Annotated in this window: 11 protein-coding genes and 1 pseudogene; 10 read left to right on the top strand and 2 right to left on the bottom strand. The window is 45.2% G+C overall.

Annotated features, from left to right (window positions below; all coding sequences use genetic code 11):
- Together add and QMG91_RS28805 are read left to right on the top strand one after the other, a co-directional pair.
- Positions 1 to 990 carry an adenosine deaminase gene (gene add, locus QMG91_RS28810; RefSeq protein ID WP_281832964.1) on the top strand — a complete coding sequence of 330 codons (990 nt, stop codon included), beginning with the start codon at positions 1 to 3 and terminating at the stop codon, positions 988 to 990.
- On the top strand, positions 990 to 1,979 hold the full coding sequence (locus QMG91_RS28805; RefSeq protein ID WP_281832962.1) for a ribokinase: 990 nt from the start codon (positions 990 to 992) through the stop codon (positions 1,977 to 1,979). The genes add and QMG91_RS28805 overlap by 1 nt, the downstream gene beginning before the upstream one ends.
- A gap of 3 nt (positions 1,980 to 1,982) precedes the next feature.
- Here QMG91_RS28805 and QMG91_RS28800 read toward each other — a convergent pair whose 3' ends face one another.
- Entirely contained in the window at positions 1,983 to 2,741 is a 759-nt protein-coding gene (locus tag QMG91_RS28800) for a DeoR/GlpR family DNA-binding transcription regulator (protein ID WP_281832959.1), read from the bottom strand.
- Positions 2,742 to 2,866: 125 nt separating this feature from the next.
- Here QMG91_RS28800 and QMG91_RS28795 point away from each other — a divergent pair, with 125 nt between their 5' ends.
- The 7 genes from QMG91_RS28795 (at position 2,867) to QMG91_RS28765 (ending at position 9,985) form a co-directional block, all read left to right on the top strand.
- On the top strand, positions 2,867 to 3,763 hold the full coding sequence (locus QMG91_RS28795; RefSeq protein ID WP_281832957.1) for a sugar phosphate isomerase family: 897 nt from the start codon (positions 2,867 to 2,869) through the stop codon (positions 3,761 to 3,763).
- A gap of 106 nt (positions 3,764 to 3,869) precedes the next feature.
- The gene (locus QMG91_RS28790; protein WP_281832955.1) at positions 3,870 to 5,132 is read left to right on the top strand and encodes a NupC/NupG family nucleoside CNT transporter; all 1,263 of its coding nucleotides are present in this window, start codon (positions 3,870 to 3,872) and stop codon (positions 5,130 to 5,132) included.
- A gap of 70 nt (positions 5,133 to 5,202) precedes the next feature.
- On the top strand, positions 5,203 to 5,382 hold the full coding sequence (locus tag QMG91_RS28785; RefSeq protein ID WP_281832952.1) for a hypothetical protein: 180 nt from the start codon (positions 5,203 to 5,205) through the stop codon (positions 5,380 to 5,382).
- 82 nt (positions 5,383 to 5,464) lie between these two features.
- On the top strand, positions 5,465 to 6,043 hold the full coding sequence (locus QMG91_RS28780) for a DUF2913 family protein (protein WP_281832950.1): 579 nt from the start codon (positions 5,465 to 5,467) through the stop codon (positions 6,041 to 6,043).
- A gap of 21 nt (positions 6,044 to 6,064) precedes the next feature.
- On the top strand, positions 6,065 to 6,841 hold the full coding sequence (locus QMG91_RS28775) for a hypothetical protein (RefSeq protein WP_281832948.1): 777 nt from the start codon (positions 6,065 to 6,067) through the stop codon (positions 6,839 to 6,841).
- Positions 6,783 to 7,031 carry a LysR family transcriptional regulator gene (locus tag QMG91_RS28770; protein ID WP_022593227.1) on the top strand — a complete coding sequence of 83 codons (249 nt, stop codon included), beginning with the start codon at positions 6,783 to 6,785 and terminating at the stop codon, positions 7,029 to 7,031. Before QMG91_RS28775 ends, QMG91_RS28770 begins: the two co-directional genes overlap by 59 nt.
- Positions 7,032 to 7,711: 680 nt before the next feature.
- On the top strand, positions 7,712 to 9,985 hold the full coding sequence (locus tag QMG91_RS28765; RefSeq protein WP_281832946.1) for a hypothetical protein: 2,274 nt from the start codon (positions 7,712 to 7,714) through the stop codon (positions 9,983 to 9,985).
- A gap of 121 nt (positions 9,986 to 10,106) precedes the next feature.
- On the opposite strand, the pseudogene QMG91_RS29015 reads toward QMG91_RS28765, so the two are convergent.
- Positions 10,107 to 10,700, bottom strand: a pseudogene (locus QMG91_RS29015) (transposase); the annotation flags it as partial.
- Positions 10,701 to 12,322: 1,622 nt separating this feature from the next.
- Here QMG91_RS29015 and QMG91_RS28755 point away from each other — a divergent pair.
- Positions 12,323 to 13,081, top strand: coding sequence for a helix-turn-helix domain-containing protein (locus QMG91_RS28755; RefSeq protein ID WP_013610329.1), 759 nt, complete (start codon positions 12,323 to 12,325; stop codon positions 13,079 to 13,081).
- Positions 13,082 to 13,089: the final 8 nt, after the last annotated feature.

Genomic DNA, 13,089 nt, shown 5'->3' with positions numbered 1-13,089 from the left:
ATGCTCGATTTAATTTCTCTACCAAAAGCCCACTTGCATCTGCATTTGGAGTCCGCGATACGCAAGGACACTTATCATGAGTATTGCAAACGCGATGGTGTGCTTATCCCCCAGCGTTCGGACTTCCCTGACGAGGGGCATTTCCGAGGTGAAGGGGAATGGAATTATCTGACAGCAGTATTTTCGACCATTTACTCGACACTGAAAACCAAAGATGCTCTTGAAAGGCTTGTCTGGGAATTGGTTGAAGATGAAGCAAAGCAGGGAGTGGTCTGGATTGAACCCACAATTTACGTTCCATCGTACCGGCACATTTTCGGTGATGACGATGCATCGGCAGCTTTCTTCGTGTCGACGTTTTCAAACGCTTGTACGCACTTCGGTACCCATTCAGGATTCATTTTCATTGCGGATAGAGCCAAATCAGCTGAAGAGGCGGAAGAGCAAGCTTTATTGGCGTCGCGTTGGAAAGATAAGGGAGTGGTCGCCTTTGGTCTGGCAAACCTCGAAGTTGGCTTTCCCGGTCTCCGCTTTCAAAAGGCATTTGATATTGCAAAAGCCCACGGGCTGCTCTCTGCACCCCACGCAGGAGAAATGGTGGGCGCGGAAAACATTTGGGAAGCGCTCAATTGCCTCAATGCTGACCGACTCGCTCATGGTGTTAACGCTGTCCATGATCCAACATTAATGACGATACTGGCGGAGCGTCAGATCTGTCTGGATCTGTGTCCTACCTCAAATCTGTGGCTGAAAGCTTTGGATGAGAATGTTACGTACCCTTTAAAACGCTTCTTAGATCTCGGGATACCTTGCTCAGTTAATACGGACAATCCCCGAGTCTGGGATATCCGACTGATTGATGAGTATGCGTTGTGTCAGAGGGAGTTCGGACTGTCAGATGCAGACATCAAACTCATCGCCCGCAATAGTATCCAGTTCAGTGGCGCCCCTCGTTTTCTTAAGGACCGATATTGTGGTAGGGAGGAATAATGAATAACCAAGACATTCTGGTGTTTGGCAGTCACGTATACGGTGTTTACATTGAGTGCGACGCTCTGCCTAAGCCCGGAGAAACCGTGGTCGGTCGGTACTTTGATCCAATGAATCTTGCAGATGGAGGAAAAGGGTCAAATCAGGCCGTATGTGCTGCTCGGCTGGGCGCTAAAACCGCATTTTGTGGTGTACTGGGGGACGATGCCCCAGCTTACTCCGCCTTAGAGCAATTGGCACACGCAAACGTGGACACGCAGTTTTGCCGACTGTCCGAGCACGCACATACCGGAGTTTCGGTTGCCACTCTGGATCGTCACGGGCTTTCTACTATCGTCACCGATATGGGGGCGAACCGCGATCTCGGGACACGCGATGTGGGCAGGATGCGACCACATTTTCATAACTATCGCTACGCATTGTTTCAGTTCGAAAACAACGTTGATGTGACGCTTCAGGCAGCACGGGCTGCCCAATCTGAGGGTTGTGTAGCGGCAGTTACTCCGGGTCCTTTCTGTCCGTTGAATGCGGGGGCACTGCAGGGGATTGATGTGCTCGTACCCAACGAAACGGAAGCGGCTTCGCTGCTTAACATCGACGAAGGACAAGTGGACGGTCCCACCGACGTTCATCGTATTCAGCAGCAATGGGGAGTGAAAAATGTAGTGTTAACTCAAGGGGCGAAGGGGTGCACCATCCTTTGGGAAGGGGCGCTTTTAATGGTTCCAGCATTTCCGGTTATCGCCCGGAACACCATTGGGGCAGGGGACGGCTTTGTCGCGGCTCTATTCACTGCCTTAACCTGGGGTGCGGACATCGAGGATGCCGCAGTATTTGCGTCAGCCGTTTCTGCTATCTCCGTGTGTTGCGAAGGAGCTCCCTGGACCAGTTATCCGACTTTTGAAGAAACGTTGGTCTTTTTACAGCAACACGATAAAGAGGAGGTAGCGTCTGCATTGAGATCCAAACGTTCTCTCCATTTCCTTTAAACGTTAGGCAATGATGGTTTCAACGTTGGCTTTATTCAACGCGGTCTTCAACTCATCTGAAGGGGTGGCATCGGTCACCAGTATATCGATCTGACTAAAATCACAGACAGATACCAGTGAACACCGCCCAAATTTGGTCTGGTCTGCGACCAGTATGACTTGCTTCGCTCGGCTAATGACATGCCGGCTGAACTCGGCTTCGGCCACTTTATTCACGGTCACGCCAGCATCTGGATCCAGACCAGCAGCAGAGACAACCGCATAAGACACGTAAAACTTTGAGATATAATCGATGGCGGTTGGACCCAGGCTCGCTGCGTCGTCAGTCGACAGCTTACCACCCGCCATGTACACATCATTTTCCTTCTGGACGGCAAGGCATCTTGCCACGTCGGCAGAATTGGTCACGACAGTCAGCGATTTCTTGTCTCTTAGGGATTGGGCAACAAACGTTGTAGTCGTGCCAGTTTCTATCAACACACTGTCGCCATCCGTAATGAGCTCAGATACGGCAGCACCGATTTTCCGCTTACCTTCTGAATTGAGTTTGAGGCGGCTTTGAAATGATCCATCTACAACGGTATTTGGGAGTGTGGCACCGCCGTGTTTTCTTTGTACAAGCCCTTTATTTTCAAGCTCTTTAATGTCGCGACGGATGGTTTCTTCGGAAACCTTTAACTCCGATGCGGCTTTCACAATATTGAATTCATTTCCACTGGACACTTTCTCAAGAATGATCGCTTGTCGGTCGGTCTTTTTCATACGCTCTCCCTAGATGAACTGTATTTTTAGAATATTTGAGGGATCTGTCAAGGTTTATGCAATGAACCTTGTTAATATGTGAATACAACATAAAAATGTGTTGTATTCACATTTAGGAGATAATTATGAAAAATAAAACCTCTCGATTAAGCTGGGACACCATGATGGCACTTCAGCCAGAAGAACTGGCGCGTCATTCGACGCTGCCCTTAACGATCCATGCACAGACTGATGACATATTTAAGGCGTTGGCCAGAGAAATTGCCGATCTCATCGCTCACAACAATGAACTTGGTAAACCGACGGTTCTCATCAACCCAGTTGGTCCTACTAAGCATTATCCTCTGCTGGTTGCTATCACCAACCAAGAGCGGATTTCCTGGGAAAATGTAGTTTGCTTTAACATGGACGAATGGCTTGATTGGCAGTGCCGACTCTTACCAAATGATCATGTGTGGTCATTCGCTGGGTACATGAAAAGGCATCTTTTTGACTTGATTGATGATGAGTTGAAGCCCTACCAGGAAAATCTACACTTTCCAACGCCTGAAAACATGTCTCGATACTCTGACATGATCGAAGCCTGTGGTGGTGCCGATCTCTGCTACGGAGGATTTGGCTTTTCAGGTCATATTGCTAATAATGAGCCGCCATTTTCCCGCTGGTGGCACGTCACCTTAGAAGACATGAAGCATTCAGTCACACGGATCCTCCCACTGAATGATGAGACGTTGATTGCGTTTTCTCACCGCGTTACGGGGGGAAACACAAAAGCGATCCCACCGATGGCGGTCACCATAGGTATGAAGGATATTCTCGCGGCCAAACGGTTGCTGCTGATCAGTGACGGAGGAGCATGGAAGCAGCATACATTAAGGGTTTTGCTGATGCATGAGCCTACTGTGGATTACCCTTGCACCCTCGTCCAGTCACACCCAAACTGCGAAGTCTGGGTGGATGAGCAGACAGCTGAAACTCCAAGTTTGGGGTTGTCCAAGCGTCCCAATCAACAATCTTCGTAACGCCGTCCACGCATTTCGGTGTGGGCACCCCCGTGGACTTCCACTCTACAGTGCACCATACCGATAGTTCGGTTTTTTCCACATTCATTCAAAAGGAATTTGAACTATGAGTGTCATTTTTAGCCTGACAGGAATGCTGGTGCTGTTTGCGCTTGCGCTGATGCTTTCCGACAACAGAAAAGCGATTAACTTCAGAACCGTCGGGGGTGCCTTTGCGATCCAGTTTGTTCTGGGTGCTTTCGTGTTGTATATCCCCTGGGGACGGGATCTCCTGGCGGCGTTTTCTGCAGGGGTTCAGAACATTATCGACTACGGTAAAGACGGAACAGATTTCCTGTTCGGTAACCTGGTTAACTTCTCTGTTGACGGTATTGGATTTATCTTTGCTTTTCAAATACTGCCGACACTGATCTTCTTCTCTGCGTTGATCTCTGTTCTTTACTACATCGGTGTGATGCCTTGGGTTATCAAGATTCTTGGTGGTGCACTTCAGAAGGCACTGGGTACTTCTCGTGCGGAGTCCATGTCAGCAGCCGCTAACATTTTCGTAGGTCAGACGGAAGCGCCGCTTGTTGTTCGTCCGTTCGTACCTAAGATGACTCAATCTGAACTATTCGCAGTAATGTGTGGTGGTCTGGCATCGGTTGCCGGTGGTGTACTGGCTGGTTACGCATCTATGGGTGTACCTCTAGAATACCTAGTTGCAGCATCATTCATGGCAGCACCAGGTGGTCTACTATTCGCTAAGATCATCATGCCTGAAACTGAAGCGCCTAAAGACGACATCGACGCAGACATCGACGGTGGCGACAATAAGCCAGCGAACGTTATCGATGCAGCGGCAGGCGGTGCATCTGTCGGTCTTCAGCTCGCACTTAACGTAGGTGCAATGCTATTGGCATTCATCGGTCTTATTGCTCTAGTCAACGGCGTTCTTGGTGGCGTTGGTGGTTGGTTCGGTATGCCTGAACTGACTCTGGAACTTGTTCTAGGCTGGGTATTCGCTCCTCTAGCATTCGTTATCGGTGTGCCATGGGAAGAAGCGACACTGGCGGGTTCTTTCATCGGTCAGAAGATCGTTGTGAACGAATTCGTTGCTTACCTGAACTTCACTCCTTACATCGGTGAAGGTGCGAAAGGGGTAGCAGAAACAGGTCTGCCAATGTCTGAGAAGACAACAGCAATCATCTCGTTTGCTCTGTGTGGTTTCGCGAACCTTTCTTCTATCGCGATCCTACTAGGTGGTCTGGGTAGCCTTGCGCCAAACCGTCGTCACGACATTGCTCGTATGGGAGTAAAAGCGATGATCGCTGGTACGCTATCTAACCTGATGGCCGCAACGATCGCGGGTCTGTTTGTGTCAATATAGCGTACTGTGGCTTATCACTCCCTTCTCATTGGTTCACTCCGACACTGAAGGAAGGCGTTTGCAGATCTTCATGTCGCATCTCTTGGAGGGTTGGTCTGATGGTGAAGAAGGGGGGCTCAAAGAAACGTGGGTTTCGCGAGTAGTGGTTCACCTGTACGAGCGTGCAATCCTGATGCCTTCAGTCATGCTCATTTCCACTGGTTGCTTGCCTAGCTGCGCGTCTGGCTACGAACTGAGAACTGAGAACTGAGCTAAGAATATCCCAAATTGAGATTTCTTTTTGTTTCGTTCTGGGTAGACTGTGGGCTTCTTTTTTTGATCAGAAGCTTGTTATGTCTCCTCGACGTGAATTGTCATACCACCAAACCTTGTCTGAGCTGGTTTGTCATGCGCTGCTGCACTTGTTGAGTCATGTTTCGATGCGCTCTCGGTTCGTACCGACTGCAACACGAAACGATATACTGGTTAAGTACCTCAAGCCGCGACTGCGTGACCCGGCATTGTCTTCGGTTAAGAAGGACATCAAGTCCATGATAGCCATCGGTCGGCACTCGACAGGTAACCTGGAGCGCAAGTTGTACGCCATTCAAGATCTGGCTGCTAAAGCGCTGGCCAGACCCATGGACAAGCTGTGCACTGTTCTGGAGCATTTGCAACAGCATAACGGCATCGACTCTCAAGTCTTCAGTCAGGGAAAATTGTCCAAACCGAACGTGGTGTATTTGATGGAGTCTGACATCGAAGCCACGATTGCCTCCGTTGTATCCGGCTCGTCTCCCATTCCTTTGCTGGTGGCTCCCAGTTCGGTAAACGCCGTGACCTCATCCCTTGAAAAACTGGGCGGCGTGTCTGTTGAAATGAAAGGACTATTGCCCCAATACGAGCTGGAGCGCCTGGATCTTCACCTTTGAGTAACCCAATTAGGAGACGCGATGAAACACGCGCAGATATTGGATAAATTGGCGGCAAAGCATTTGGTCTCTTGCCTGGAAACAGAGGTTCTGCTCGCCGTAGAGTCGGCACTGGTTACACTCCGATATGATGCGGACACGAATGTGTCTTATCATGTCCTCTCGGCACTGATGCCAAGATGGAGGGCGCGCCAAGACGACCCGATATTTCAAGTGGCGCTGGTCGTTTTACTTCACAAGTACGGTATCGCGGAACCCGATACGACGACATCGGGTGTTAACGCCATTCGGTTGCTCAACCAGAACGTTCAATTGAGCGATGCGTTTGCCCGTCAAGAAAGCCGTATGATCCGGTTGCTCTGCGATCCTCCGACGCCACTGAATCGACGCCCCAAACGACCCGCTCCCTTATCGTTTTATCGCCCAGGTGACGTTGTGGTATTTTTTTACCAAGGCGTGTACATAAGCGCCTATATTGACGGCGATGTTGGCGTTAATGAAGCCCCGATTTTAGAGTTTTATGAGGGTGTCTTTACGACCCAGCCTTCGTACGAACAGCTTGCTTCCCTTCGCGCCTATGGGGTTGCCAATCCCGAAGATGGAACCCATTTATCTCGTTCTCGCTATGCGGTGTTCCACATGACATACTTGCCCGATTTGGCCCAACAAATCACACTGATTGCGTCTGGAATAGAGCAGGGGCCCCGCACCGATCATCTTAAGCCGTCACTGTACGCCTATGTCGTGTCCGATATCCTGCGGCTACAAACCCTTCTCGGTAACATTAGCCAACGGTGACTTCAGCGTTACGCCAAATAAGGACCTTGGTTACAACTCACGTCAATCAATATCACACGTAAACGGGATTACTGTGGATTTTAATCCAGTACGATATTTTTTTGTACTTGCCGATACCCTGAATTTCACTCGCGCAGCGGAGAAGTGTTTTGTGTCTCAATCGGCTTTGACTCAAGCCATTAAACGGTAGGAAAAGGAACTGGACAGCGAGCTGATCCGTCGCGATGTGCATCACAACGAGTTAGGTTGGTCCATCCGTTCTCACTTCTAACAAATCGACCGAACATGCTACTTGGTCTGTGCTGTGCCACTGCAAAAGCGGTTCATGCAGGTGAAGTCGCGGAACTGGACATCGGTCTGATGTGCACGATTACACTGCGAGTTTCGGGAAGAGGTACTGGAATACTATCGCGACATGGATCTTGAATTGAACCTGGCGTTTAGAAGTGAGTGTGAGGACTGATTCTGTTTGAACATAGTGTAGGAAGAAGCCTGTTAACCCATTAACCATTTTTCTAAATCCCTAATGCACTATAACTAAATGAATAGGATATATAAAATCAGCCAGCACAAACTAGCTGAACAAGCCCTTACTCACCTTAACCCATAGTCCTATTAAGGAGGGAATATATCGCCATCCAAGTGTTTAATTTTAAACACTTGCCAGTTTCATGTTCGATTATTGCTCTGACACACCTCTCGTCGATGCCCCCCATTTGACAGCGCTATCGGTGAAGCGAGGTTCTATTGAATTTAGTCAATTCGGTTTATTTTCTCTTTCTCAGTGCCATTTTCAATGTTGTTAATGGAACTTAGTTTCTCAATCTACCACTTAGTTATTGATATTAACCATTGTTTAGGAATCGCATTATGTCTCTACCCTCAAACCCCACTCCAGTAATTCCTGCCAACTTAGATCTTGGTGGTATTAATCATTCAGCCGTAGCCAATCGTTATAGAAATCTAACAAAGGAAGCTCAGCAGAACTTATACCAGTTTGCGATTATCGAAGTTCTCTCTCAGATTCGAGAGGAGAGACCAGATAAAAACTTGGATGCGTATAATGCGCTCATTGGTATAGACAAAGTTACTACTGTTGATATCTACACCTATGGCGCGACAAACATGTTCTTTATGCCTGACTCTAGAGGCAGCAAAACCGGGATTCTTGTGAATTTGAATTCTCCTGATAAACCCTATACGAACATCCAACAGCCGAGTGATTTCAATAACATTAATGATGAGAGTTTTAGACAGAATTTCACATCTTGGGAGAAGCGGGATGGTACAACGTATTCTGGCGTGGATACAGCTTTAGATGGTCTCCAAGAGGGGCAAGGAGGCTGGAACCTAGGTTACTTTAACCAGAAAACCCCAAGAACCATTAATATTTCTGAGTTATCGAAAATTTTAGTAGAAAGACTTGACTATCATGTGTCACAAGAGAACAACGATGATCAGATATTATCGACTCTGCTTCTGGATGTACTTCCACGAAGCGCGAAAGGGGCAGCAAGAGAGCCACTAGGTGTTTCTGCGTCTGGTATTCCATTTCAACTAGAGTTCACATTTGAAGGTTTTACTTCGCCGACAGATGAACTAAGGGCGATTCAATCGCCATTTAGTCACCTTGCTAAGTACTTTGACTTGTTGGTTGCTTCAACTAATGGTTCGGATCTCCAAGATGTGGAATACAGCCAAGAGCAAGCTGAGAATATTGGTGCATGGATTGATTCAGGGACACAACTTTTAATGTCCGCTTCTGGAATAGGCGCAGCAGTATCTGTGATCCAAGGGGCGGCGGGTTTAACTGCAGATGCTATTGAAGGAAAAGAAATTGACCCATTGGACGTCATAAGCCTTTCCCTAGCAGCGATACCTGGGGGCAAAATTGTTGCGAAGTTGAGTAAAGTCAGTAAGAACCTAGGGCAAGTAGTGAGAGGCGGAATTTCGATTACGGAAACCGGTGTTGATATTGTTGGATCTAGTCGAGACCTGATTGAAGGATTCAAAAAGAATAATTTTACAGACATTATTAACGGATTGGTTTCTGTTGCGAGTTCTTCAGCATCAGGCAGACCTGGAAAGTCGAAAATTGGTAATGCGATCAAGAAAGGTAACCCTGATGCCCCCCTACCTACTCGTCCTACTTATAGAAACCATGAAGGTGAAGTGAGACCAATTCCAACGGCTCAAACTAAGTCGTTCTTTGAAAGAGTTGCAATTGTTAGAAGGGAAGGTCTAAGCGGTCGAGGGGCTATCGGTCTTGACTTAACTGCAGCACAAAAAAGAGGAGCGGAGCTCTCAGGTATGGGAGGTACCATTTCGAAATCAAATCCAAATGGTAATGTAAGTCGAGTGTATATTAACGAAGCAGAAGGTATTGAAAAAAACATTACTTATAGAAAGGTCCCAGTTCCAAACGAACCTGGAAACTTCGAGAATCGTTTGCAAGAGTCATTTCTTGATAACAATGGTCAAACCAAATGGCGTGATTTTCCCTACGCTGGTGAAGAGTTTGATTTTAGACTTCAACGCAAAGATGATTTTAACAACATCGGTGACCTTGGGGTTGGTAAGCAAGGAATAATTGCTGTTAATAACCCGTATTCTTTTGTCCATCATAGCCACACATTTGAACAAAAAGGGATAAGTAATAACCATTTAACGTTGGAGAGTAATGCATTTTTAACTTACATCGAAGGCAAAAAGACGGGTGATTTTGAAAACAAATACGGAAACGAAATGGAATGGTTGGTCCGTAAGTTTAAGACCAAGAAAAACGATTTTGATTTAAAAGACATTCCTGACAACATTCACTTTCGGACTGACCGAGAGAAGGGCGATCACAGTCTTACAACATATACACTTCAAGACTTCATAACCGTTGTCGAGAATGCTCCAACGAAAATGAGAAAAGTAAAGAACGACGAGTTTGCATTAAACAACATAGTAGAATCGATGCGAGCCACGGCTAAAAATATGGGCGCTTCTCCCGATACGTTGTTTCTTGACGTAGCCAGTACTAACTATATGACTCAACTCATGGGACAAGTTTTAACCAATGGCAGACAAGAACTTAATTTACAAGGACTTAGTAACGCTGCACAAAAGCTGAGAAATGGGGCTTCATCATCAGTTTAGTTTTATAAATGTAGCGGTAAAGTCCATCTGAGTGTGGTAACACACTCAGATTTTCTCGTCTAGACCCGATCTATCGTTACCGCTTTGACTCCCTCCAAGGCAACTACTTCACTGAATTTCACACCAAATGGACAATACAGAGTTGGATTTGTGTTCCTAGGAAGCCTTTAAGCCCATCCATACAGGCAATGAGGATATCTTTTCCCCTTGGTTTTGACGTTCAGTCAGTACATTGAGCCAGAACTTAACACCTTCCGTTTCAAAGAGCCACATACCGAGCAATTCTTTCTGTCCTTCCAAATTAACACCCAGCACCAGGCATACTGATTTGTTGATGACTTGCTCAAATACCGAGACAGTCACCTTCGATATCAGGGTTGGTGATCTGTCTGCGTCATGCCTTTCCTTAAAGGGTGAAACGAATTCACACATGGTCATGCCCTTAGCGTAAAGGTTCAGTCATTTGTCATCCATAGATTGGGATCGGGTTTAGTGCTTGCGATCAGGGGGCAAAACTGACTTCGCGAGGAGCACCGTTATCGACCTTTCCATTGTCGGTGATGATTGACTTGCCCGAATAGCCATTACGGGAATTGGAGTTGGGCTTAGACTAGTGTTTTTGGTGAGCATGTTAAGACCGTCATCAAGATCGAATTCGGTTTTCGTTGATTTCGCTGCTTCACGAGCAAAAAGCTTCAAGTGCTTTCTTATCCATGTAAGAACAAGAAACATGGCATCAATAAGGTCGCGCCTTTGATTCACGTCTGAGTGAGTGTCTTCAACAACAGAGAGATGTTCTATCTATGAACTTGTGCCTATCAGACCATACCTAGTAACAAAGCGCGATCCCACCCTGACATTATCCAAACCATATCTTGATTATTAAATCCTAAAAAACTGTAGGTTAAAGGCATTTTAAAACAGAAAAAACATGTGTAACACTCGAGAGAAACATGATTTATATTCGATTTCGAAGCTAAGTATTGTTTAAAGCTGTCAACATATGAGCGCTAGAGAATGCCATTTTATTGCGCTTCTTTTCGGAAACAGAAGATTGGAGTTATGGTATGCCAAAATTCAGCTAAGCAAATATCACCTTATTTAATCATCGACTCAACGTATGTAAAATGAAAGTTCTCCCCTATTATTGACCGTCATTCTCATCATTAAAAAGATACCTTATGTATCGCTTTGCACGTTTCATTGTACTGGTTTTCCTAACAGAGATATCGGCACATCGACGTTAAAATACATACTGAAGCTGCCAAAACACCTCGTCAAGCTTGAGAAGATAAAAAATCATTTAGAACAATAAACATGGTTATTCAACGAGGCGTGCGCGACACTATGGAAGAACGGTTATGTCACGAAGCGTCACTGAAAGAGTAGATTTTATTGTGGTAAGGTTAAGAAGAGGCGATCAGATTACAAGATTTAAAATTCGATAGAAGAACAATGTCAGTATTTATTTTCCTATCTAAGATGTGAAGATGCGTTCACCATACTAAGCGTTAATGACTCCACCCAAGATAGTCTGGTGTTAAAGAGCATTATCACTCATTGTCTCATCCGATTTTATTGAACCCACCTTTTAAGAGCCAAATAAAAAATATGTAAAATCACACGGTGATGTTACCCATTCAACTAAATCAACCACCGAAAAATACAAATTCTATTTTTATAAAATGATTTTGACATGATCATTATGGGTTTCACTGTGACACGTTCTTACTCATTACATTAATCTATACTTTGTGCGTGTTTATATTTTTTTACATTTTATAAATTTCATTAAATAGATTTAATGGGAACAAAGCCACATATTTATAATCTTATTTGTCGTGTATAAGAATTAATACAAACTATATGGGTGGGTTTTGAAACATAGAAATACATGTAGCCTCACTGTCTAACATGTGAGACAATTGCAAGTTGCTCTGAGTAGGGGACGCACTTATTTTCGGGTTGAAAATAACTGCTTTCGATTGATTTTCCTTACTATATTTGTTACCTGCGGTATTTTGAATACATCTTGCTTGAGAAAAATATTATACACATAAATAAATTTAGTTGCATATAAATAGTTCACAGTTGGCAAATTGAGTTACTCAGTTTCTGTATGAAAGTTTAAGTTATATTTTTGACGTGATAACTAGAAATTGGCATTTAACCCTAAGACTGGATGACTCTTTGCTAATGCAAACTTTTACCAAGTCGCGCAATATAATGTATATGCATCAAAAGTATTTCATATAAAAACTCTTTTAATACAATCAGTTATTCAAATGATTGTTTTGGTTTAAAGACCGATAAAACAATATGAATTGGAGTCATGATATGCATTTATTCTCACAATTTCTCAAATCTTATCGCGAAGCAAACTCTTTGACCCAACAAGACCTTGTTGAAAAGCTGTGCGATGGTTCAGAATGCCTAAAGGGCATTGATACAGTGGCACTTTCTCGTTGGGAAAAGGATAAAGTCTCACCTTCGATTAAGCGTATGGTTCAGGTCATGACGGCGTTAGGTATTAGCGCAACAACGTCACTTTTGTCATGTGAGCTTCCTAAACGACCCAAGCTGAAAATGAGCATCGATAAGATATGTCATCGGCAATTCGGCGCTATCCCAAGCCTATTGGAAATTGATTCGGTTAGATGGTGTGAAGAGGGACGTTGTTGCCCAGAGCGAAATTCAAGTTACCGCGAGCTGCTTCTCCAAAGCCACTATTGGAGTAAAAACGAAAAGGAGTTAATTGACTCCTCAACCATCGAGATACTATTGATCAACAAAGGGGATTCCGGTTGCCTCGTGTATTCAACACAAGAGACTTACTTACATCTGCATTACATCAAATACACAAACTCTCCATCGTTGGCTTACGTACTGTACAGGTTGGCTCAGATATTAGAAGCGTATGAAGGCGACACCATCCAAATCAAGATAGCCGACCAGCCCACAAAAGACTTGCTTTCACTTTTAGGCTCAGGTTTTGTTTATGGCATAAACAGTGTGTCTAACAAGCACGAGCTGATTTCAAATATCATTCTTGTGATTAATGAGCTTGGTGAAATACACGCCACAGATAAACAGTAGTAGAGGAC

It is taken from the genome of Vibrio nigripulchritudo (assembly GCF_027924785.1).
GTDB classification, from domain to species: domain Bacteria; phylum Pseudomonadota; class Gammaproteobacteria; order Enterobacterales; family Vibrionaceae; genus Vibrio; species Vibrio nigripulchritudo.
Note: the sequence above shows the minus strand (reverse complement) of the source record. Positions and strands in the feature narration are given on the sequence as shown.